This window comes from Neorhizobium galegae (genome assembly GCF_017877135.1).
GTDB classification, from domain to species: Bacteria; Pseudomonadota; Alphaproteobacteria; order Rhizobiales; family Rhizobiaceae; genus Neorhizobium; species Neorhizobium galegae_A.
In genome coordinates this window covers 99,810-122,493 of record NZ_JAGIPH010000008.1, presented here as the reverse complement: position 1 = coordinate 122,493, position 22,684 = coordinate 99,810, and the positions used below count along the sequence as shown (strand labels likewise).

Here is a 22,684-nt window from a genome sequence, read left to right as displayed (position 1 = left end):
ATGAAGGTGTCGCCGGTATGGCGCGCCGTCCTGCGGCACGCAAAGGAGACGACCCATGGCGCTAACCCGATTTTCCGTAGCCCCGCTTGCCGGCATGACACGCCGGCTGGCCGATGTGGCGTCCGGCCGTGCCAGCCCGGATCTGGTGATCACCGGAGCCCGGGTTCTCTCGACTTATTCCGAGCGCATCCTGCCGGATCGCGAAATCTGGATTGCCGGCGGCCGCATCGCAGCCGTCAAGCCGTCCGGCACGTCGAAAAGCCAAAGCGCTCTGCGCTATGATGCCAAAGGCGGCATTCTCGCACCGGGGCTCGTTGATCCGCACATCCATATCGAATCGAGCATGGTCACGGCTTGCGCCTATGCCGAGGCGGCGCTTCTCAACGGCACGACGACGATCTTTTGCGACAGCCACGAGATCGGCAATGTCATGGATGTCGCCGGCGTCGAGGCCATGCTGGAGGATGCCCGCCATGCACCGCTCTCCATCTTCCTCACGGTCCCCTCTACGGTTCCGGCAACATCGCCCGACCTCGAAACGGCAGGCGGCGATCTGACGGCGCAGAAGATCGCAGCGCTGTTCGACGCCTGGCCGGAAGCCGTGGCGCTCGGCGAAAAAATGGATTTTGTGCCCGTGACCATGGGAGACGAGCGCTCGCATGCCATCCTGGCTGCCGCCCTTTCGCGCGGACGGCCGGTCTCCGGCCATGTCTATGGTCGCGAATTCGTTTCGGCTTATGCAGCATCGGGTGTGACCGATACCCATGAAGCCATCGACCGCGATATTGCCGACGATCTCTTGGAAGCCGGTATATGGCTCTTCCTGCGTGGCGGGCCGCCGACGACCCCGTGGCACTCGCTGCCGGATGCGATCCGCACGGTGACCGAGCTTGGTGCCTCCCACAAGCGTATCGCTGTGTGCACTGATGACCGCGACGCGGAAGATCTTCTGGCCTTTGGCCTCGACTGGGTGGTGCGCGAAGCCCGCCGCGCCGGCATGACGCCGGAACAGGCCTGGGCGATGGGCTCGCTGCACGGCGCGACCCGGTTTGGCATGGAAAACGATATCGGCGGTCTCGGGGGCGGGCGCCGCGCCGATCTGGTGATGCTGGACGACGATTTGAACCCGATCAGCACCTGGTATGGTGGCGAACTGGTGGTGGACCAGAAGGCGATCACGCCGGTTCTCGACGCCGCGCTCTCCAATCGTTGGCGCTATCCGGACACGGCCTATCACACGGTCAAGCTGCCGAAGGCCGTGAAACTGACCCCGGATCTGCCGGAGGGGACGGTGGTGGCCAATACCATCCGCACCGAACTGCCGGGCATCGTCCTCGTCCACGAGAAGATCACGCTGGAGCCCGCAAAAGACTGGGAAACCCAATTTTCCCGCCACGGACTGTGCTTCGTGACAGTCATCGAGCGGCACGGAAAATCGGACGGCAATGTTGCGCATGCGCTGCTGTCTAATTTTGCGCTGAAGAGCGGCGCGGTTGCCTCGTCGGTCGGCCATGACAGCCACAACATCATCATTGCCGGCACCAACGAGGCCGATATGCAGGTGGCGCTGCGCGCCATCGAGGACCATCAGGGGGGTGTCTGCGTGGTGCAGGATGGCGTGGTGACGGCCATGGTGCCGCTGCCGGTTGCGGGGCTCATGTCCGACAAGCGCGTCCATGAGGTCTCGGCCGAAGTGCAGGCGCTCAAGGTGGAGTGGGAAAAGGCCGGCTGCACCATTCCCTATATGGGCTTCAACCTCATTCCGCTCTCAGTCATTCCGGAAATCCGCATCACCGACAAGGGCCTCGTCACGGTGCCGCAAATGGTCATTGTCCCGCCCTTCGAGGCAGCCTCCGCGCCGACTGGTGGTGTGGTAAGCGCAAGCTGACACTTTGGGCGTTCCGGGGACGAGGACATTGGATGTGGTATCACCGGCCGGCTCCTTCAAAAGCCGGTCGAGCCACGATGCAGGCATCGCCTCAGGTAACGGGCAGGGGCTGAAAGGCCGCCGCTTCTTTTTCCCTCAAGCAGGTGTCGGGCTTCCACCAACGCGCCGTCGGTCGTCACGCCATGACACATTTAAGCTTCAAGGCGTTCGTCGCAAAAGTCTATCGCATCGAAAATCTTTTGCGCAGGCGTAGGACTCTCAGAGTGCGAGATCGGGCTGCTTGTGACGAGCGGGAAAGACGCTCAGATCGACCCCTCGATTGCATTTCGCCGCATCGTGTTTGAAATCTTCGTCACCCTCTGATCAGGGTGATTGCGGACGAACGTCAGTCGTCGCGCCTTGGATCGAGCGCGTCGTTAAGGCCGTCGCCGAGCAGATTGAAGCCCATCACCAGCAAGATGATCGCGACACCCGGCCAGATGGCCATCCAGGGCGATTCCGTCAGGAATTGTCTTGCGACATCCAGCATGGTGCCCCAGGAGGGGGCCGGAGGGCGCTGGCCGAGACCGAGAAAGGCAAGGCTTGCCTCCGCCAGAACCGCAGTCGCCATGGTGATCGTCGCCTGGACAATGATCGGCGCCATGGCATTGGGCAGGATGTAGGTGAGCATGATCTTGCGATGCGGCACACCGAGCAGGCGTGCGGCGTCGATATAATCCTCCGCCTTGACCGTCATCACCTGTCCGCGCGTCAGGCGCACGAAGATCGGCATCGCGGATATGCCGATCGCAATCATCGCGTTTTCAAGGCTTGCGCCAAGAAACGCGGCGAAGGCGATGGCCAGCACCAGGAAGGGGCAGGCGAGCAGGGCATCGGTCACGCGCGAGATCACCATGTCGACGACACCGCCGAAATAGCCGGCGATCATTCCGAGTGGAACGCCGATGGCAATGGCGATGGTGACGGACAGGATGCCGACCAGCAGCGACGCCTGCGTGCCATAGATGATGCGCGTCAGGATATCGCGACCGAGATCGTCCGTGCCGAACCAGTGAGCCGCTGTCGGACCTTGCCTTATCGCCATCCAGTCCGACGCATTGGGCTGGTAAGGCGCGATCAGTGGGGCCGTGACTGCAACCAGCACGAAGAACAGGATGATCGTTCCGCCGATCATCACGCCGGGCTGACGCAGGCATCGCGAGAGGACGGACTGCTTCCTTGCGGATGTGCTCGGCAATTGAAGCATGGCATTGGAGGTATTCATCCGCGCAACCTCGGGCTCAGAATGACATAGGCGATATCGGCGAGAAGGTTCATCAGCAGGAACAGTGCCGCCGAGCAGAGAACCACCGCCTGGACCACGGCATAATCGCGGCTAAAGACGCCATCGACGATCATCTTGCCGAAGCCCGGAATTCCGAACACCTGTTCGGTCAGAACCGCTCCGGACAGAAGCTCGCCGAGATGCAGCGTGCTCATGGTGACGACGGGTACGAGGCTGTTGCGCAACACGTGACGGACGACGACGATGCGCTCCTTCAGGCCCTTGGCGCGGGCGGTGCGAACATAATCCTGCTTCATCACCTGCAGCATGGCGCTGCGGGTATGGCGCATGACGATGGCTGCAGCAGCTGTGCCCAGCACGAGGCTTGGCAGAAGCGTGTGCCGCAGATTATCGAGCGGGGAATCGAAGAAGGCGACATAACCACCGGACGGGAACCATCCAAGCGTCACGGCAAACAGCAGGATCAGCATGATGCCGAGCCAGAAGCTTGGCACCGAAAGGCCGGTAAGGCCGATCATGCTGACGCCGTAATCTGCCACTGTGCCTCGCTTCAGGGCCGCGATGATGCCGGCCGGAATGCCGATGAGGGTCGCAAGAAACATGGCCATTACCGACAGCTGGATCGTGACCGGCAGCTTCTGCGCGATCATCTCGCCGATGGGGAGCCGCGTTCGGATCGACAGCCCGAAATCGCCCTGCACGATGCCTGCAAGCCATTTCCCGTACTGTATGTAGAGAGGCTGATCGAGGCTGTACTTCTGCCGCAGGAACTCGATCACAGCCGGATCCCGTTCCTCACCGGCGAGCGCCATTGCCGGATCGCCCGGCAGGAATTTCAGAAGGCTGAAAACCAGGATCGAGACGAGCAGAAGTGTGGGTATGGCGATCGCCAGGCGACGCAGGACGTAGGAGAGCATGAGCTTTCTCGTGTAGTCCCGCCAGCTGAATCGGCAGCTGGCGGGATGATTGACGCAATGGCTGAAGAGGCGTGGATCGGCTTACTTCGCAGGCTTGACGTCGGTCAGGCGCAGCAGGCCATCGGGAAAGATGGTGATGCCGTCGACATTGGCGCGCGACGCGTAGAACCAGTTCGGGTGGTAGAGCGGGATCGTGGGAAGGTCGCGGAGATAGATGTCCGTTGCCTTTGCGTAAAGAGCCTTGCGCTGCTCCTCGTCGGCACTGGCACGCGCCTCGCCCAGCGTCTTGTCCATGTCGGGATTGCTGTACTTGTTGACGTTCTGGCTGCCCTCCTTGCCGAAGAAGGAGAAGAGCGTCGGATCCGGATCGGCACGGCCGCTCCAGTTGCCGATATAGGCCTGGAAGTTGCCGGCGAGATAGCGCTCTACGGCAGAGGCCGTTTCCAGCGGGACCAGCTCGATTTTAAAGCCGGCTTCGCTAGCCATTGACTGGATGATCTGCGCCACGCGGCCATCGGCGAGCGAGTTTTCATAGGTGATCTCAACGACAGGTGCAGCACCGCCCGCTTCGGCGATCAGGGCCTTTGCCTTTTCGATGTTGCGGGCCGGTGCCGGCTTGGATTTGTCATAGAAGATGCTGGACGGCGGGATCATCTGGTTATCGGCAACAAATTCGCCGGCGAAGGCGACCTTGTTGATGACGTTGCGGTCGATCGAAAGCTCGAGGGCCTGGCGCAGCTTTGCATCCTTGCCGATCGCTCCAGCCTTTTCGCCATTGCCGACATTGATCATCAGGTGCGAGACCGCAAGGCCGGGCGAGGTGTGCAGCGCCAGCGCCTTGCTGCTGCGCACTGCAGCAAGATCTGTCGGCGCGATGCGCTCGGCGATTTCGAGGTCACCTGCCTGGAGGCGGGAAAGGCGGACGGTCGAGTCCGGGATGTAGAGATATTGTACGGCGTCGTAGCCGATCGCTGCGGCATTCCAGTATCCGTCGAATTTCTCGAGCGAGATCACGTCACGGGCGCGGCGCTCCTTGTACTTGAAGGGGCCGGCGCAGACCGGATTGGCGGAAAATTCCTTGCCTTCGGCAGCCGCCGTCGGAGATACCATCATGCCGGCTCGGTCCGAGAGAACCGCGAGCAGCGGGGCAAAGGCGGATTTCAGCTTGAAGGACACGTGGTTCGCATCGACGATGATAACGCTGTCAATCGGCGCGAGTTCACCCTTGCGCTTGGAATCCTTCAGCGATTTCATCCGCTCGATGTTGAACTTCACGGCCTCCGCGTTGAACGGCGTGCCGTCCTGGAATTTGACGCCATCGCGCAGGGTGAGGGTGACTTCGGTGCCCTCGGCGTTCCAGGTCCATGCGGTTGCCAACTGCGGAACGATCCCGAGCTTGGCATCAATATCGACGAGTTTGTCGCACATTGCGGCAAAGACGATGCGTCCGGCATAGGTGCCGGACGTTGCCGGATCCAGTGCGTCAGGATCGTCCTGCATGCCGACGCGCAGTGTTGCTGCCTGAGCAGACGTGAAAGTCATTGCGATGGCGGTCGCCATCATCGCCAGTTTGATCTGCGTTCCCATTATTCATCCTCAAATCCGCGCCATCAACGCGTTTTGCCCAGGTTTTGTACCTTGGTCAGTGATGCACAAGAACGCATCGATTGTAAAGCAGAGTGACTAAATAATTTTCTACGCTGTCTATGGGCCCTAAATTCAATCGATTTTAGATCTTGAGCGATTGACAGCGTGCAGAAGCGAGTTAAATTGGTCTGCGAAAATGACTAATTGAATGGACCCATGACCGATATTTCTGGACTGGCACCGCTGACGCGACAGATCACATCGCGCACCGTGCTCCGCACGATCATCGATAACTCGCCGATTTCGCGTGCCGAGCTGGCACGCGTGACCGGACTGTCGAAGCAGGCAATGTCGGAGATCGTCCGAGACCTGGAAGTAGAGGGTTGGGTACGCGAGACGGGCCGCACGCAAGGTGGCGTTGGGCGCAGCGCGGTCAACTATGAACTCAATCCGCGTAAAGCCTTCCTCTTGGGCGTCGACGTTGGCGGAACCAAGGTCCACGCGTCCATCGCCGATCTCTCGGGTGCGGTCATCGAGGACCGGATCGAGCCGACGGATACCCGCGGGGGCATGGATCTGGTCGCGCAATTGTCGTCGCTGTTCGTCAATATGACCGAAAAGAGCGGCATCGATCCGAAGCAGGTGCGCATGGGCGCAATCGGCGTTCCGGGGGCTGTCGATCCCAAGACACGGCGCATCACCATGATGCCCAATATTGCCGGCATGGCCGATTTCGATTTCGAGGGTGCGCTTGCTGACCGCCTCGGCTTTCCGGTGGTTCTCGAAAACGACGTCAATGTCGCGGCCAAGGGCGAGCAGGCGCTCGGAGACGGGCAGGACATCGACAACTTTGTTTTTGTGGCGCTCGGCACCGGGGTCGGCATGGGCATCATCAGCGAGCGGCGGCTCATTCGCGGCTCCCGGGGCGCGGCCGGAGAGATCTCGACCTTGCCGATCGGCGGCGATCCCTTCAACTCCGCCGCATTCGGCCAGGGCGTGCTGGAGGCATCTGTCGGCAGTGCGGCCATCCGCTCGCGCCATGCCGGCAACGGCGGCGGGGACGGGCTGACGGTTCGTGAGATCTTTGAGCGAAACGATGCGGCAACAGACGCCGTAATCGACGAAGTAGGGCGCGTCGTGGCCGTCGCGATTGCCGCAATCGCCGCCGTTCTTGATCCGGAACGGGTCATCTTTGGCGGCAGCGTCGGATCGCGTGCCGAGCTGATCGGTCGTGTGGAATTTCATCTTGCGCGGTGCATGCCGGTGCCGCCCGCATGCGTCATCAGCTCGCTTGGAAACCGCGCGGGGATCCTGGGGGCCATCGCCGTCGCGCAGGAAGCATTTTACCAGTCGTTATTCGGTCTGACCTTGCGGTGGCCCGATGCGGCCGCCTCCAGATCTCTGGAGGGCGCGGCGTGAGCGCGAACGACATGCGGCGTCCTTCCGTGAAGATCCACCGGACTGCCGACCTTGCCTGCGAGGCTGTGGCCGAGCTGATCGCAGGGCGTATCCGTAGAGAGCCAAACGTCACGCTGGGGCTTGCAACCGGCGCGACCCCCCGTATGGTCTACAAATCGCTGATCGGCAGAGCCGACGTGTCGTGGCGCGCCGTGCGCTGCTTCAACCTTGATGAGTATGTCGGCCTTGCCCCGGATCATCCTGCAAGCTTCGCCTATTACATGCGCGACCTCCTGTTCGACCACATCGACATCGACCCCGGCCAGGGGCATATCCCCGACGGTTCCGCATCCGATGTCGAGGCGGCCGCAGGCGCCTATGAGAAGAAGATCGCGGACAATGGCGGGATTGCCCTGCAATTGCTCGGCATCGGCCGCAACGGCCATATTGGTTTCAACGAGCCAGGCTCTGCGCATGACAGCCGCACGCGCGAGGTTCTGCTGACGCAATCGACCATCGACGCCAATCGCGGTGATTTTCCGGAGGGCGAGACACCTCCGGCGACCGCGCTGACGATGGGGATCGGCACGATCCTTGAAGCGCGCGAAATTGTGCTGCTGGCGACGGGATCCGCGAAAGCCGAAGCTCTGGCTGCGGCATTGCAAGGTCCGGTCAGTCTTGATTGTCCAGCCTCGGCTCTGTGGCGGCATGGTGCGGTCTCGGTCTTCTGCGACGAAGCTGCGGCTGAAAAGTTGGACATCGAGACATTGAAGGGAAGGGGGAGTGCCAGTGCAGCAGCGTGATTTCTTCAAGCCAGGCCGGTCGGTTGCGATTTCCGATCGTGGCATGGCGGCAACGTCTCATCCGCAGGCAACCCTTGCCGCCGTCGATATCCTGCGCGCCGGTGGCAATGCCGTGGACGCGGCTGTGGCGGCCGTCGCCCTGCAATCGGTCATCGACCCGCATATGACCGGCATTGGCGGCGATTGTTTCGCCCTCTATACGCCGGCGGGCGGAAAGCCTATTGCGCTGAACGGTTCCGGCCGTGCGCCGAGGGCAGCCGCGCTTGATTACTTCCTCGAAAGGGGCATCACCACGATCGCTGACGACAGCCCCCACGCCGTCACCGTGCCGGGCGCGGTCGATGCCTGGTGCCACCTCATTGCAACCTATGGCGGGCGGGACCTCGGCCGTGTGCTTGCGCCGGCGATCGAGGCTGCCGAGCACGGCTACTGCATCACGCCCCGTGTCGAACTCGATTGGGTGCGCTATGCCAGCCGGGTGCAGAAATATCCGGATGCCGCCGCCTATTTTCTGCCGAACGGCCGAGCGCCGAAGACCGGTGAGCGCATGGCCAACCCGGCGCTGGCCGCCACCCTTCGCCGGATTGCCGACCAGGGCCGTGACGCCTTCTATGCCGGACCGGTTGCCGAGGAAATGACAGCATTGCTGAAGTCGCTCGGCGGCCTGCACGAGGAAGGTGATTTTTCATCCTACTATGCATTCGAAACCGCCCCGATCCGCGCCGGCTATCGTGGCATGGATCTCATCGAGTGCCCTCCGAACGGGCAGGGTCTGGCAGCGCTTTTGATCGCCCGTATCCTTGACGGTTTCGATCTCCGCGATCCGAAACTCTCCGAAGCGGATCGTATTCATCTCCTCGCCGAAGCCAGCAAGGCCGCCTATGCCAGGCGCGACCAGCTGATTGCCGATCCAGAGCATACCACGTTCGATGTTGCCGAGCTTCTGTCCGATCGGTCGATCGAGGCGATGCGGGCGAAGATCAGCCTTGATAAGGCAAGCGCTCCCACCGTGTGGGATGGACCTGAACACAAGGACACCGTCTATGTGTCGGTCGTCGATCGCGACGGAAATGCCATGTCGCTGATCAATTCGGTGTTCTTTGCCTTCGGCAGCGGCATCTACGCGCCGAAATCCGGTGTGCTGCTGCAAAACCGCGGCGCCGGTTTCGTTGTGCAGCAAGGTCATCCGAATGCGATCGGGCCGGGCAAGCTGCCGTTCCACACGATCATTCCGGCGCAACTTGCCGAAAACGGACGCACCCGAATGGCCTTCGGCGTCATGGGCGGCCAATATCAGGCCACCGGCCACGCGCACATCGTCAGCCAGATTCTCGACCGGGATCTCGATCCTCAGCAGGCAAGCGACCAGCCGCGCAGCTTCTGCCACAATGGCAAGCTGAGCCTGGAGTCGACCATTTCGCCGGATGTGAAGGCAGATCTGGAACGGCGCGGCCACGACACCCAATGGGCGGACGAGCCGATCGGCGGGTGCCAGGCCATCATGATCGACTACGAGCGCGGCGTTCTTCTGGGGGCATCCGACCACCGCAAGGACGGGATGGCGCTCGGATATTGAGGTAAATCAGCATGTCCACGTCTATCCTGTCGGTCAAAAATCTTCGGCTTGCTCTTCCGGACGGGGGAGATCGCAGATATGCACTCGATGACCTGACCTTCCATCTTCAGGAACGCAAGATCCTTTGCATCGTCGGAGAATCCGGGTCGGGGAAATCGCTGTGTGCCCAGACTGTGATGGGCCTCCTCCCGAAGGCGATCCGGGTTGACGGCGGGGAAATCCTGTTCGGTGGCCGTGATCTCCTGAAGGCCGACAAGGAGGGCCTGCGTGGCCTGCGCGGTCGACAGATCGGGATGATCTTTCAGGAGCCTATGACGGCCCTCAACCCGTCGATGAGGATAATCGACCAGATCGTGGAAGTGTTCGAAGCCCATGGGCTGCTGACACAGGAGGAACGGCAGGCGCAGGCGGTCAAGCTGGCGACCGAAGTCGGTCTGCCCGATCCCGCGCGCATCATCCAGAGCTTTCCGCACCAGTTGTCCGGCGGTCAGCGCCAGCGCGCGATGATCGCGATGGCACTGGCGTTAGAACCTGTCGTCTTGATCGCCGACGAACCGACGACCGCTCTTGACGTCACCACACAGGCGCAGATCCTCAAGCTGATCCGCGAAATCCAGCAGCGGCGCGGGATGTCGGTGATCTTCATCACCCATGATTTCGGCGTGGTCGCAGACATTGCCGACGAGGTGCTGGTGCTGCAGAAAGGCGTGGTCGTCGAGCAGGGCACGTCGGGCGACGTGCTGCGCCGGCCGCGCCACGACTACACGAAAGCGCTCCTTGCCGCTGTGCCGAGCGGCATCCCGCCGTTTCGCCCGGGCTTGGGCGACAAGCCGGTGGCAATCTCCGTCGCCAATATGCGAAAAACCTATGTCACTGGCGGCAGCCTGTTCAAGCCGAAGCGCACCGTTCATGCGGTGAAGGATGTCAGTTTCGAGATCCGTCGCGGCGAGACGCTCGGCATCATCGGTGAATCCGGTTCCGGCAAGTCGACAGTGGCACGGCTCGTGACAAGGCTGGTTGAGCCGGATGGTGGCAAGATCATGCTGGGAGGCGAGGATTTCGGCGCACTTCCGGCAGGTAGCCTGCGAGAGGCACGCAAGCGCATCCAGATGGTCTTTCAGGATCCTTTTGCCTCGCTCAACCCGCGTCGGAAGGTTGGCCTCAGCATTGCCGACGGTCCGATCGCCCATGGCGTGTCGAAGCGCGAGGCGCTGCAGCAGGCTGCCGATCTCCTGAAACTGGTGGGCCTCGATCCCCGTTCGATCGATCGTCTGCCGCATGAGTTTTCCGGTGGTCAGCGCCAGCGTATCGGATTGGCAAGGGCGCTTGCACTGAAGCCGGATGTCCTGATTGCCGACGAATCCGTTTCGGCGCTGGATGTCACGATCCAGAAGCAGGTGCTGGAACTTCTGGAGGAACTCAAGGGCAAGCTGGATCTGGCGATGCTGTTCATTACCCATGACCTGCATGTCGCAGCGCAGGTCTGCGACCGGATCGCGGTGATGCGGCAGGGAGAAATCGTCGAGCTGCGCCCGACGAAAGAGCTGCTGAACGATCCGCAAAATGCGTATACGCAGCTCTTGCTGGCCGCGATACCGGGCAAGTCCGGGGACATCCAGCACCCCGTTCTTTGAGTACGGGCGGGTGGTTCAGATCGCTTCAAGACTGCGACGATATCGCCCTGCATGCGTTCGTTGAAAGAGCGCCCGCCTTGAAGTGAAGGCGGGCGCTCCAGAGATCAGGCAGCCTTGATTTTGGTGTCCGTCAGTCCCGCCGCGTCCGACAGTTTAGCCGCAAGAAGCTGAGCGGCGAGGATGTCGAGGATGGCACGCGCGATGGAGGCCGGCGGCCTTTGCGAGCGGGCTGTCAGGATCCTTGGTGATGGCAAGCTTTGCCGCCTTCGAGTTGGCATTCAGCGCATCGGCTGTCTCGACGCTGCGGCCACGATGGGAGACCGCGATGATCGCATAACCGCTTCAACCAACTTTCGTCTCCCCCAGGCGCTTCGGTTGTTTCGGGGCCGGCCCGGATGATCGCCGCTCGACAAAGGTCGAAGCAATGAGAATACGTCTTGCCAGCACCGACTGGCCCTTCGTTTCGATGCGTTCCAGCAAAAGCCGCATCGCGGTCGCCCCCATCTCCACACCCTGGACTTTGATCGTCGTCAGCTGTGGAGAGATCTGGGTTGCGGCTGAAAAGTCCCCGAAGCCAACAACCGACATATCCTCCGGGATACGGTAGCCCCGCGCCAGAAGTTCGGAAACGGCAGTAAGCGCAAGCCCATCATGGGCGCAGAACAAGGCCGTCGGGCCAATCCCGGCATCGTGAAGACTTTGCAGCGCGGGAATGAAGCCGCCATCCTCTTCGAACCGCAAATCATGCAGTCGCGCATCGGGATATTGCTCGAGGCTCTCGCGCAGGCCGCGATAGCGCTCCATGCGGCCCCGATAGCCTTCCTCGCCCTGTACGAAGGCGATGTCCCGATGGCCGAGCCCGATCAGATAGTCGCCGACCGCGATCCCCGCCTCATGGTCCGTGCCGCCAACATGGTCGGCCTGCTCCAGCGGCGTAACCCAGCCCAACCGGACGACGGGAACGCCGGATAGAGCGAGGATATCCAGTGTTCTCTGCTCATGGGGGCCGACGAGGATGATCCCTGCGCTGTCCTTGACCATGCTCTCCACCCTGTTTGCGTCGTGGGTCCACTGAAGACGAACAGGCTGGCCGAGGCGATGCGCTTCCCGCTGCATGCCGTCCTGAAGCATGGTGCGCAGTTCGTAGCTGACGGCGTCGACCCGATCATGAAAAATCAGCGTGATCTCGCGCGGTTCTTCTGCGGGTTTCTGCCGAAGATAGCCGAGCTTCGCGGCGGCGTCTTCGACGCGTTTGCGGGTCGCTTCGCTAACCCCCGGCTTTCCGGAGAGGGAGCACGAGACCGCGAATTTGGAAAGGCCGGTGTGGTTGGCGATATCCTGCAATGTGATGCGGCCCATGGCCATGGCTCTCCGTCAGACCGGGGCCTGCCCGGTGATGCAAACAAAATTCAACATAACGCTTTACCTAACAAATTACATAATACAAGCTATCAATAACGCGATCATGGAGGCTAATCAGATTTAGAAGACCGTTCGGAAGACACGTCGCGGGACCGATCCTGAGGAGGGGAGGCCATCCGGCGATGCAATGAGTGGAGGAGGAAACACATGCAAGGATTTAGTCGCCGCGCATTTCTGGCGGCCAGCACGGCTGCCGTTATCATGCCCGCAATGCCAGGACTTGCGCGGGCAGCCCCGGCCAAAGAGCCGGCCATGCTGGATGCATTGGTGAAGGCCGGCAGCCTGCCAGCCGTCGCGGATCGTTTGCCGATAAACCCGCTGATCGTCACGCCGCTTGATCGTGTCGGCACCCATGGCGGAGACTGGAACAGTGCGATCGTCGGCGGCGGCTCGCTGTCGATGCTGTTCCGCTACCAGGCTTACGAGCCTCTTGTGCGTTATGCACCGGACTGGTCGGGCGTGGTGCCCAACGTCGCAGAACATTACGAGAGTAATGCCGACGCGACTGAATTCACCTTCAGGCTGCGCAAGGGCATGAAATGGTCGGATGGGGAGCCCTTCACCACCGAGGATGTCATGTTCTGGTATGAGGATATCTTCAACTACGAGGGGTTGAACGATGTCGGTCAGAACCATCTGCGTGCCGGCGGCAAGAAGGCCCGCTTTGAAGCCATCGATGACGTCACATTCAAGGTGATCTTCGCAGCGCCCAACGGACTTTTCCCGCTGCGCCTGGCATGGGCGAATGACGACCAGACGACACGGGCGCCGAAACATTACCTCAAGCAGTTCCACATCAAATATAACCCCAACGCCGAACAGGAAGCCAAGACAAAGGGGGCGTCCGGATGGATCCAGCTGTTCCAGCGGGAAGCGGGTCTTGTGGTGGACAACGAATTCTTCCAGAATTCGCAGCGTCCTGTGATCCACGCCTGGAAGATGGCGATCGCGCCGGGGCAAAGCACCGACCGCGCCGTTGCCGAGCGCAACCCCTACTACTGGAAGGTCGATACCGAGGGTAATCAGCTGCCTTATCTGGATCGCATCGTCTACCAGATGGTCGCCGACCCGCAGGTCCTGCTGCTGAAGGCCATGCAGGGCGAGATCGATTTGATGGACCAGTATATTGCCACACCGGCCAATCGTGCAGTCCTTTACGATTCCCAGGAGCAGGGCAAGTTCGGGCTCTACACGCTGACCTCGACCGAAACCAACGAGATGGTCTTCCAGCTCAATCTCAACCATCCGAACGAAGCCAAGCGCAAGCTCTACAACAACAAGGAGTTCAGGGCGGCGCTATCGATGGCGCTGGACCGGCAGGCGATCATCGATACGGTGTTCATCGGTCAGGGAACGATTTCGCAACCCGCTGTTCGGGCGGGCGATCCGCTTTACAACGAGCGTCTTGCCACGCAGTTCACCCAGTACGATCCCGATGCTGCCAATGCGCTGCTGGACAAGATCCTGCCGAACAAGGACAGCGAGGGTTTCCGGCTGGATGAGAGCGGCAAACGGGCCACGATCATATTCGAGATCGATCAGGCGCGCGCGACATTCCTCGATATCTTCCAGCTGGCGCTGCCGATGTTCCGGGCGGTCGGCGTCGACGTTCAGATGCGCAGCATGGACCGGTCGCTGTGGGAGGTTCGGGTGCGCCAGGGCATCGAGTACGATGGCACGGCGCATCGCTTCGGTGGCAATGGCGGCATTGCGGCCATCCTCGACCCGCGCTACTTCATCCCCAACACGACTGAAGCTCTTTACGCCAAGGGGTGGCAGTTGTGGTACCGCGATCCCGCCTCCAAGGGAGCGGTCGAACCACCCCAACCGGTGAAGGACGCCTTGCAACGATACGACCGTGTGCTCGGCTCGCCGGATCCGGAGGTGCAGCGCCAGTTGATGGCGGAAATCCTCGAAATCGCTGCCGACCAGTTCTACGTCTTCGGCGTTTGCCTGCCGAGCGACAGCTATGGCGTGGTGAGAAACGACATGCAGAACGTCCCCAAGACCATGCCCAACTCCTGGGGATATCCGACGCCGGGGCCCGCCAACCCCGAGACCTTCTTCAAGGCCTGATCACACCGTCCCGTCCCCAACCCGACAGGGATTGCGGCGGGTACTTCAACCTGTCGCACGCACCTCACGGCGCGAAGGCACTCTATTGCCATGGAAAGCCCATATGCTGCATCGACCAGACGCATCCGTCGTTTCCACCGCCCGCTCTCCCGAATGGTACAAGTCAGCCACCCGATGGACGCAATTGACGTTCGCGGAAGACGATCCGGACAAATACGATCCGGAATTCTGGATCGACGTGTTTCGGCGCACCAAGTCGAATGCGGTGTGCCTCTCGGCTGGCGGCTATATCGCCTACTACCCCAGCGAGATCCCGCTGCATTACGTGTCCAAATTCATCGGCGGCACCGATCCGTTCGGGACCATCGTCGAGGGGGCGCGCAAACTGGGAATGCACGTGATGGCGCGTGTCGATCCGCATGCGATCCATGCGGATGCGGCTGAGGCACATCCCGAATGGGTGGCGATCAACCGCGACGGACGTCCCCGTGAGCATTGGGCCTTTCCGGGCATTTTCGTCACCGATGCGCTGGGCAGCTACAATCGCGACTTCACCACCGAGGTGATCCGCGAGATTATCACGAAATACGACGTGGATGCGGTCTTTGCCAACCGATGGCAGGGGCACGGGATTTCCTACAGCGAGGACAATCAGAGGCGGTTCAGGAACGAAACAGGCTTCGACCTGCCGGCCAAGGCGGACGCCAGCGACCCGGCCTGGCAGGCATGGGCCGCATGGCGTCGCCGAATACTGACCGAACTCGTGGTGTATTGGGACGAAACGGTCAAGGCCGTCCGCCCCCATGCCAGTTTCATCCCGAACATGAGCGGTTCGTCTCTGATGGAATTCGACCTTTCGCTCATCCAGAAGCATTGCCCAATCCTGTTCGTCGATCATCAGGCGCGTCAGGGCGTGGAGGTCGGCTGGTCGGCCGGCCGCAACGGCAAGCGCATTCGCGGGACGTTCCGTGACCGCCCGGTCGGACTGATCACCTCGATCGGGCCGGAGGAAGAATATCGCTGGAAGGATTCCGTTCAGAGCGGCGAGGAGATCAAACTGTGGATCCACGATGGCATCGCCCAGGGTCTGTTTCCCTGGTTCACCAAGTTCAATGCCTGCGTTCCTGACGATCGCTGGGTTCAGCCTGTCGTCGACGCATTCAACTTGCATGCCTCGCTTGAGCCGCAGGTTGAGGGAATGCAGCCGACAGCCGAGATCGCCATCATCGATCCGTCCACGACCCTGCGCCACTGGGCACCCGAGGAAAGGCATATCGCCGAGCATAACGATCTTGGTTTCTACCATGCCTTGGTGGAAGCGCGCATTCCGTTTGAATTCCTGTCCGACCAGGTGATGACGCCGGAAGCGCTCGATCGCTTCAAGCTGATCGTGCTGGCCAATGCGACATATCTGTCGGACGAGCAATGCACGGCGATCGAGCAGTATGTGCAGCGCGGCGGATCAGTCGTGGCGGCGCACGAAACCTCGCTTTACGACGAAGTCGGGACGCGACGGGAGGATTTCGGTCTGTCGCGTGTTTTCGGCGCATCCTTGACGGCGGCGCCCCGCGGTCCGGTCAAGAACACCTATGTGGCGCTGTATGCGCCGCATCCGGTGAACCAAGGTTACGAAGGCGCCACCCGCATCATTGGCGGAACCCATCTGATCGCCGTCGATGCGGATGCCGCGGCCGAGACCCCGTTCCTCTACGTTCCCGACTTTCCCGATCTGCCGATGGAAGAGGTCTATCCGAGACAGGCGCCGACGGGCGCCGCCGTCATTGCCCGAGAGACCGGACAGGGCGGCCGTGTCGTGTACATCCCATGGAACATCGGCGAGGTCTTCTGGAAAGTGCTTGCCCCTGATCATGGCCGGCTGATCGCCAATGCGGTGAACTGGGCGATCGGCAAGGATCATCGCGTCCGCGTCGAAGGCAAGGGGATCATCGATATCGCCGTTTACGAAAGCGACGACGCCATGGCGATCTTCCTGGTCAACCTCACCAACCCGATGATGATGAAAGGTCCCCTGAGGGAGGTCTATCCAATCGGTAAGCAGACCTTTTCGATCGCATTGCCGAAGGGACGCACATCGGCGGCGGCAAGGCTGCTGGTGAAAGATGAAGTCGTTTCATGTCGTGTCGTGGGGGGCCGGGTGGAGGTCCTGGTGCCCTCGGTCGATGCGCTGGAAACGGTTCATCTCACCTGGCAGTCGTAAGCCAGGTCGTACGCAGCGGGAGGAAACCATGCTGGCTTATGTGGCGAAGCGCGTTCTGTACATGATACCGACATTGTTCGGCATGTCGCTGATCGCCTTCATGATCATCCAGTTGCCGCCGGGCGACTATCTGACATCGCTTCTGTCCACCATGGCTGACGGCGGACAGAACCTCGACGAGGCGACGATCGCGCGGCTGCGCGCCCAATATGGCCTCGACCAGCCGGTCTATGTTCAGTATTTCGTCTGGATCAGCGGGATCCTGACCCGCGGCGATTTCGGCTACTCGTTCGAATGGAACCAACCGGTCTCCACTCTTATCTGGGACCGGATGGGATCGACGCTGCTGATCTCGCTGGCAAGCCTTCTGCTCGTATGGGCGATTTCGCTGCCGATCGGCATCTATTCGGCGGTCAAGCGGCATTCGTTCGGCGATCACGCCTTCACGCTGCTGGGGTTTATCGGGCTCGCGGTGCCGAACTTCATCATGGCACTCACCCTGATGTATGCGAGCTACCGGTTCCTCGGACAAAGTGTCGGCGGCATCTTCTCGCCCGACTTTGTTGATGCTCCCTGGAGCCTCGCCAAGCTCACGGATCTCCTCAGCCACATGTGGATCCCAGTGATTGTCATCGCCATGTCGGGTACCGCCGCCATGATACGGATCCTGCGGGCAAACCTCTCCGATGAACTGAGCAAGCCTTATGTAATCACGGCGCGCGCCAAGGGACTGCCTGAGCGCAAGGTCATTCTGAAATATCCAGTCCGCATCGCCCTCAATCCGTTCGTAAGCTCGATCGGGTGGGTGCTGCCGGACCTTGTTTCCGGGGTGACCATCACGGCAATCGTCCTCAATCTGCCGACAGCCGGCCCCTTGTTGCTCCGTGCGCTGGTCGGACAGGACATGTACCTGGCGGGCAGTTTCATTCTGCTGATGGGTGTGCTGACGCTGGTCGGGATGCTGATCTCCGACATTCTCCTGGCGGTGCTTGATCCGCGGATCCGGTTCAACTGAGGAGTAGCTATGTTGACCGATAGGAATTCAACTGCCGTCCTCGAGACTGGCCCCGCCATCAGCCCGCTCAAGCCAAACGGCAAGGTGAAGACCTTGGAGGCCGCCGGGCAATGGACGCTGATCCGCCAGCGCTTTTTCCGCCACAAGGTCGCAGCCTTCGCCGGTGGCATCATTCTGGTTCTCTACCTGATCGGCGCCTTCGCCGAATTCCTGGCGCCGGGCCTGCCCAACATGTCCCGACCCCAGTTCACCTTCGCGCCGCCGCAGAGGATCGCGCTGTTTGCCCAGAAGGCTGATGGCGGGACCGGTTTTCTGCCACACGTGAAGGGCTACAAGATCGAAATCGAGCCCAAGGCGCTGCGCCGCAGCTTCGTCGTTGACGAGACAAAGATCATTCCGATCGGCTTTTTCGTCAAAGGCGCTCCCTACAAGCTCTGGGGCATCCTTCCGATGGAAACCCATCTGGTTGGTCCTCTGGATGCCCGCGAGCCGATGTACCTGCTTGGCTCCGACCGCCTCGGTCGCGACCTGATGAGCCGCCTGATCTATGGAACACGGGTCTCGATGTCGATCGGACTTGTGGGTGTGGCGATTTCCCTGTCGCTCGGCGTGATCATGGGAGCGGTATCTGGCTACTACGGTGGCTGGGTCGATACCCTCATTCAGAGGATCATCGAGATCGTCAGCGCCATGCCGACCATTCCGCTCTGGCTTGGGCTGGCAGCCGCGATCCCGCTCAACTGGTCTCCGCTCTCGGTCTACTTCATGGTCACGCTGATCGTTTCGCTTTTGAGCTGGACGGGCTTGGCGCGCGAGGTCAGGGGACGATTTTTCGCGCTGCGCGGCGATGACTTCGTGACGGCTGCAAGGCTCGACGGTGCCGGAGAACGCCGGATTATCTTCCGCCACATCCTGCCGTCGCTGACCAGCCACATCCTTGCCGTCGTGACACTCGCCATCCCGACGATGATCGTCGCGGAAACCTCGCTGTCGTTCCTTGGCGTTGGCCTCAAGCCGCCGGTCGTCAGCTGGGGCGTGTTGCTCCAGGATGCCCAGAACGTCCGGACGGTCGCCACCGCGCCGTGGCTGCTGATCTGGCCGAGCCTCGCTGTGGTTCTGGCCGTGCTGTCGTTCAATTTCTTCGGCGACGGACTGCGTGATGCAGCCGATCCCTACGACAATTGAGAGGGACTATGATGAAGCCCGAAACATTGCTGTCCGTGCGAAACCTGTCCATTGACTTCCGTCTGCGAACGCATGTGCTGCATGCCGTCCGCGACGTCAGCTTCGACCTTAACCGTGGTAAGACGCTGGCGCTCGTCGGGGAGAGCGGCTCTGGCAAATCGGTGACGGCAAGGGCGTTGATGCGAATCATCGACAAGCCGGGACGCATGACCGACGGCCAGATCCTGCTCGACGGACCGAATGGACAGGTGGATGTCGCGACATTTGCGGAAGGTAGCCGCGAGGTTCTCGCAATGCGTGGAGGCCGGATCGGTCTCATCTTTCAGGAGCCGATGAGCTCTCTGTCGCCTGTCCATACGATCGAATCGCAGATCGTCGAAGCGGTTCGCCTGCACCGCCGGGTTTCGAAGAAGGAGGCGCGCGCGCGTTGCATCGAACTGCTGCGCCAGGTCGAGATCCCAGAACCGGAGCTGATGGCCCGCCGTTACCCCTTCGAATTTTCAGGCGGCATGCGGCAAAGAGCAATGATTGCCATGGCCCTGGCCTGTGATCCCGAAGTGCTGATCGCTGACGAGCCCACGACCGCGCTCGATGTCACCACCCAGGCCGAAATCCTGGACCTCATCAAGCGGCTTCAGGACGAGCGCGGCATGGCGATGCTGCTCATCACCCACGACATGGGCATTGTCGCCGAAGTGGCGGATGAAGTGGCTGTCATGCGCTTCGGAAAGATCGTAGAGCGGGGGCCGGTCGACGACATCTTCCACGCCAGCCAGCACCCTTATACGCGCCAGCTTCTCGATGCCACCGTCAAGCTCGAGGGCGCAGCAGCCGTGCGCGCGCTGCCGACCTCGCTTTCCCCATCCGTCGAGCCGCTTCTTTCCCTGCGCAATCTTACCAAGATCTACGGCGCACCCTCCAGATTGTTCTCCCGCACCAGTGGTCGTGGGCTGGTGGCTGTCGATGATGCAAGCCTGGATCTCTATCCCGGCGAAAACCTCGGCATTGTCGGTGAGAGCGGCTCCGGCAAGACCACACTCGGACGGATGATCCTGCGCATTGTCGAGCCGACGTCCGGCACGATCGCGTATCACCCTCAAACCGACGCCGACCCGATCGACGTCACCGCGCTCGGCAAGACCGATCTGCGACGGTATCATCAGGACGTCCGCCTGATCTTTCAGGATCCGTTCGCTTCCCTCAATCCGCGCATGACCGTCAAGCAGATCATTGGCGATCCGCTTGTCATATCCGGGAACATGTCCGGCAAGGCAGTGGAGGCGCGCGTTGCCGAACTTCTGAGCAAGGTGGGCCTGGATCCGCTCGTGATGGAACGCTATCCCCACGCGTTTTCGGGCGGCCAGCGCCAGCGGATCGGCATTGCTCGGGCCCTTGCCCTCAACCCGAAAGTCATCGTTGCAGACGAGGCGACTTCCGCTCTCGACGTATCGATCCGCAGTCAGATCCTCGATCTCCTCATCGACATCCAGAAGCAGTTGCAACTGAGCTTCATCTTCATCTCGCACGATATCTCGGTCGTCCGTTATTTCTGCGATCGGGTGGCCGTCATGCACAGGGGCAAGATCGTCGAAGTCGGCGATGCCGCGATCATCTGCACGAGGCCGTCGCAGCCGTACACGAAGCGGCTGATCTCCTCCGTTCCGAATCCGGATCCCCGCAACAAGCGCATGCTTCACCGCCTGCGCGCAGATCAAGCCTGAGGCCGTCCAGCATGCCGAAATTTGCAGCCAATCTGTCCATGCTCTACACGGAGCATTCGTTCATCGATCGCTTTGCCGCTGCCGCCGCCGATGGCTTCAAGGCAGTGGAATATGTCAGTCCCTATGAGCACGCCCCTGAGGCGATCGCTGCCGAACTGGCGCGCCATGAACTGAAACAGGCCCTCTTCAATCTCCCTGCGGGCGATTGGGCGGCCGGCGAACGTGGGATCGCCTGCCTTCCGGACCGGACCGCCGAATTCGAGGCATCGGTCGACCGGGCGATCGCCTACGCCAACGCGCTTGGATGCCGCAAGGTCAATTGCCTTGCCGGGATTGCGCCTGCCGGTTTCGACCTCTCCAGCCTCGAAGACACGCTTGTCGGCAATCTGCGCTATGCCGCGGAACGGCTGGCCGAGGCCGGCATTGCGCTGGTCTTCGAGCCGATCAATACCCGCGACATTCCGGGATACCTTCTGACGACAACCGATCAGGCCGAGCGCATCATGGACCGGGTCGGACACGCCAACCTGCGCATCCAGTACGACTTCTATCACATGCAGATCATGCAGGGAGATCTCGTCGCGGGTTTCGAGCGGCTGCAGGACAAAATCGGCCATGTCCAGATCGCCGACAATCCCGGTCGCCATGAGCCGGGCACCGGAGAGATCAACCACGACTTCATCTTCAAGCGTCTGGACGCGCTCGGTTACGAGGGTTGGGTCGGATGCGAGTATCGGCCGGCGGCCGGCACCCGCGAGGGACTGGGTTGGATGAAGGCATATCAGCGAGGAGTGTAAGCGTTGAAAATCGGATTTATCGGACTGGGCGTCATGGGGCGCCCGATGGCGCAGCATTTGATCGAAGCAGGCCACGAGCTTTACCTGCATCGGGTGAAGCCTGTTTCGGCGCATCTCGTCGAGCATGGCGCTCAAGCCTGCGATTCTGCCATGGAGGTGGCGCAGGCCGCCGAAGTTGTCATTCTCATGCTGCCCGACACGCCCGATGTCGAAAACGTGCTTTTCGGGAAGAACGGGGTTGCGCAGGCGCTCGACCCCGGAAAACTGGTGATCGACATGAGTTCGATCTCGCCGCTGGCGACCAAGGAATTCGCCGCCCGCATCGAGGCTCTCGGCTGTGACTACCTCGATGCGCCGGTGTCGGGTGGAGAAGTAGGCGCAAAATCTGCGTCGCTGACGATCATGGCCGGTGGAAAGCCCGAGGTGTTCGATCGGGCAAGGCCGCTGTTTGAAAAGATGGGCAAGAACATCACGCTGATCGGCGGCGTCGGTGATGGCCAGATCGCCAAAGTCGCCAACCAGATCGTTGTTGCCCTCAACATCCAGGCCGTTTCGGAAGCACTGAGGTTTTCCACCAAAGCGGGCGCCGATCCCGCCACTGTCCGCAAGGCTCTGATGGGCGGTTTTGCAGCGTCGCGGGTTCTCGACGTCCATGGAGAGCGAATGATCAACGAAACCTTCGAGCCCGGCTTCCGGATACGCTTGCATCACAAGGATTTGTCCCTGGCGCTCGAATCGGCACGGCTGCTGGAGCTTATGCTGCCCAACACAGCCATCGTACACCAGTTGATGAACGCTGCCCTGGAAAAGGGGCTGGGTGACAAGGACCACTCGGCGCTGATCAAGGCAATATGAGGCCGGTCTGCGGCGCGCTATCGCTGATCCCAATCTTTTGTGTCGTGCCGTTCTTCCGAATTTTCCCTTGCCTCGTTCGATGGGAATGCCAAGCTATTTTCACAATGGCCTGATGCGTGGACGATCGACGTCTCCATTGCAAAGAGGCCCGCCGCGACCCGATGGGCCTCCCGCTTCACGGCTGGTTCCATTTCCACCTTGCCGCTCTCTGCGAAGACCAGCCTCGAACTCAGCGAAAGCGCTCCAGGCATCCGCACGTGGATCCTCGACAACAGGCTAGCAATAGGCAATCAATTAAAATATCACT

General features: G+C 61.2%; 16 protein-coding genes. 12 read left to right on the top strand and 4 right to left on the bottom strand.

What is annotated here, in order from left to right:
- Window positions 1-55: 55 nt before the first annotated feature.
- The gene (locus J2858_RS20205) at window positions 56-1,888 is read left to right on the top strand and encodes an adenine deaminase (protein WP_210106663.1); all 1,833 of its coding nucleotides are present in this window, start codon (window positions 56-58) and stop codon (window positions 1,886-1,888) included.
- Between the two features lie 385 nt (window positions 1,889-2,273).
- Here the strand turns inward: J2858_RS20205 and J2858_RS20200 are convergent, their stop codons facing one another.
- The 3 genes from J2858_RS20200 to J2858_RS20190 form a co-directional block, all read right to left on the bottom strand.
- On the bottom strand, window positions 2,274-3,134 hold the full coding sequence (locus J2858_RS20200; protein ID WP_432443384.1) for an ABC transporter permease: 861 nt from the start codon (window positions 3,132-3,134) through the stop codon (window positions 2,274-2,276).
- A gap of 14 nt (window positions 3,135-3,148) precedes the next feature.
- Window positions 3,149-4,090: an ABC transporter permease gene (locus J2858_RS20195; RefSeq protein ID WP_210106661.1), complete on the bottom strand. Its 942-nt coding sequence runs from the start codon at window positions 4,088-4,090 to the stop codon at window positions 3,149-3,151.
- A gap of 81 nt (window positions 4,091-4,171) precedes the next feature.
- Window positions 4,172-5,677, bottom strand: coding sequence for an ABC transporter substrate-binding protein (locus tag J2858_RS20190; RefSeq protein ID WP_210106660.1), 1,506 nt, complete (start codon window positions 5,675-5,677; stop codon window positions 4,172-4,174).
- Between the two features lie 216 nt (window positions 5,678-5,893).
- Here J2858_RS20190 and J2858_RS20185 point away from each other — a divergent pair, with 216 nt between their 5' ends.
- The 4 genes from J2858_RS20185 to J2858_RS20170 are packed head-to-tail and all read left to right on the top strand — an operon-like array spanning window position 5,894 to window position 11,088.
- Window positions 5,894-7,096, top strand: coding sequence for an ROK family transcriptional regulator (locus J2858_RS20185; protein WP_210106659.1), 1,203 nt, complete (start codon window positions 5,894-5,896; stop codon window positions 7,094-7,096).
- A complete protein-coding gene (gene nagB / locus J2858_RS20180) occupies window positions 7,093-7,878 on the top strand; it encodes a glucosamine-6-phosphate deaminase (protein ID WP_348635512.1) in 786 nt (261 codons plus the stop codon). The genes J2858_RS20185 and nagB overlap by 4 nt, the downstream gene beginning before the upstream one ends.
- A 43-nt stretch (window positions 7,879-7,921) precedes the next feature.
- Window positions 7,922-9,454: a gamma-glutamyltransferase gene (ggt, locus tag J2858_RS20175; RefSeq protein ID WP_210106733.1), complete on the top strand. Its 1,533-nt coding sequence runs from the start codon at window positions 7,922-7,924 to the stop codon at window positions 9,452-9,454.
- Window positions 9,455-9,465: 11 nt separating this feature from the next.
- Window positions 9,466-11,088, top strand: a complete 1,623-nt coding sequence (locus J2858_RS20170; protein WP_210106658.1) for an ABC transporter ATP-binding protein — start codon at window positions 9,466-9,468, stop codon at window positions 11,086-11,088.
- Window positions 11,089-11,430: 342 nt separating this feature from the next.
- Here the strand turns inward: J2858_RS20170 and J2858_RS20165 are convergent, their stop codons facing one another.
- Complete coding sequence (locus J2858_RS20165; protein WP_210106732.1) at window positions 11,431-12,447, bottom strand: LacI family DNA-binding transcriptional regulator; 1,017 nt, start codon at window positions 12,445-12,447, stop codon at window positions 11,431-11,433.
- A gap of 210 nt (window positions 12,448-12,657) precedes the next feature.
- Between J2858_RS20165 and J2858_RS20160 the strand changes: the two genes are divergently transcribed.
- The 7 genes from J2858_RS20160 to J2858_RS20130 all read left to right on the top strand — a co-directional run bounded on the left by J2858_RS20160 (window position 12,658) and on the right by J2858_RS20130 (window position 22,377).
- Window positions 12,658-14,586 carry an ABC transporter substrate-binding protein gene (locus J2858_RS20160; RefSeq protein ID WP_210106657.1) on the top strand — a complete coding sequence of 643 codons (1,929 nt, stop codon included), beginning with the start codon at window positions 12,658-12,660 and terminating at the stop codon, window positions 14,584-14,586.
- A 103-nt stretch (window positions 14,587-14,689) separates the two neighbouring features.
- A complete protein-coding gene (locus J2858_RS20155; RefSeq protein ID WP_210106656.1) occupies window positions 14,690-16,804 on the top strand; it encodes a family 10 glycosylhydrolase in 2,115 nt (704 codons plus the stop codon).
- Window positions 16,805-16,832: 28 nt separating this feature from the next.
- Window positions 16,833-17,819, top strand: a complete 987-nt coding sequence (locus J2858_RS20150; protein WP_210106655.1) for an ABC transporter permease — start codon at window positions 16,833-16,835, stop codon at window positions 17,817-17,819.
- Between the two features lie 9 nt (window positions 17,820-17,828).
- Entirely contained in the window at window positions 17,829-19,004 is a 1,176-nt protein-coding gene (locus tag J2858_RS20145) for an ABC transporter permease (RefSeq protein ID WP_210106654.1), read from the top strand.
- An 8-nt stretch (window positions 19,005-19,012) separates the two neighbouring features.
- Window positions 19,013-20,725 (top strand): ABC transporter ATP-binding protein, encoded by a 1,713-nt coding sequence (locus J2858_RS20140; RefSeq protein WP_210106653.1) that lies wholly within the window; start codon window positions 19,013-19,015, stop codon window positions 20,723-20,725.
- 11 nt (window positions 20,726-20,736) lie between these two features.
- Window positions 20,737-21,522, top strand: a complete 786-nt coding sequence (gene otnI / locus J2858_RS20135) for a 2-oxo-tetronate isomerase (RefSeq protein WP_210106652.1) — start codon at window positions 20,737-20,739, stop codon at window positions 21,520-21,522.
- 3 nt (window positions 21,523-21,525) lie between these two features.
- Window positions 21,526-22,377: a 2-hydroxy-3-oxopropionate reductase gene (locus tag J2858_RS20130; RefSeq protein ID WP_210106651.1), complete on the top strand. Its 852-nt coding sequence runs from the start codon at window positions 21,526-21,528 to the stop codon at window positions 22,375-22,377.
- Window positions 22,378-22,684: the final 307 nt, after the last annotated feature.

Excerpts from the sequence above, each read along its gene's own strand:
- J2858_RS20200 (WP_432443384.1), bottom strand. The coding sequence starts at position 3,134 with ATGCTTCAATTGCCGAGCACATCCGCAAGGAAGCAGTCCGTCCTCTCG.
- J2858_RS20145 (WP_210106654.1), top strand. The coding sequence starts at position 17,829 with ATGTTGACCGATAGGAATTCAACTGCCGTCCTCGAGACTGGCCCCGCC.
- ggt (WP_210106733.1), top strand. The coding sequence starts at position 7,922 with ATGGCGGCAACGTCTCATCCGCAGGCAACCCTTGCCGCCGTCGATATC.
- J2858_RS20140 (WP_210106653.1), top strand. The coding sequence starts at position 19,013 with ATGATGAAGCCCGAAACATTGCTGTCCGTGCGAAACCTGTCCATTGAC.
- J2858_RS20195 (WP_210106661.1), bottom strand. The coding sequence starts at position 4,090 with ATGCTCTCCTACGTCCTGCGTCGCCTGGCGATCGCCATACCCACACTT.
- J2858_RS20170 (WP_210106658.1), top strand. The coding sequence starts at position 9,466 with ATGTCCACGTCTATCCTGTCGGTCAAAAATCTTCGGCTTGCTCTTCCG.
- J2858_RS20160 (WP_210106657.1), top strand. The coding sequence starts at position 12,658 with ATGCAAGGATTTAGTCGCCGCGCATTTCTGGCGGCCAGCACGGCTGCC.
- J2858_RS20165 (WP_210106732.1), bottom strand. The coding sequence starts at position 12,447 with ATGGGCCGCATCACATTGCAGGATATCGCCAACCACACCGGCCTTTCC.
- J2858_RS20190 (WP_210106660.1), bottom strand. The coding sequence starts at position 5,677 with ATGGGAACGCAGATCAAACTGGCGATGATGGCGACCGCCATCGCAATG.
- J2858_RS20205 (WP_210106663.1), top strand. The coding sequence starts at position 56 with ATGGCGCTAACCCGATTTTCCGTAGCCCCGCTTGCCGGCATGACACGC.
- J2858_RS20155 (WP_210106656.1), top strand. The coding sequence starts at position 14,690 with ATGCTGCATCGACCAGACGCATCCGTCGTTTCCACCGCCCGCTCTCCC.
- J2858_RS20150 (WP_210106655.1), top strand. The coding sequence starts at position 16,833 with ATGCTGGCTTATGTGGCGAAGCGCGTTCTGTACATGATACCGACATTG.
- otnI (WP_210106652.1), top strand. The coding sequence starts at position 20,737 with ATGCCGAAATTTGCAGCCAATCTGTCCATGCTCTACACGGAGCATTCG.
- J2858_RS20185 (WP_210106659.1), top strand. The coding sequence starts at position 5,894 with ATGACCGATATTTCTGGACTGGCACCGCTGACGCGACAGATCACATCG.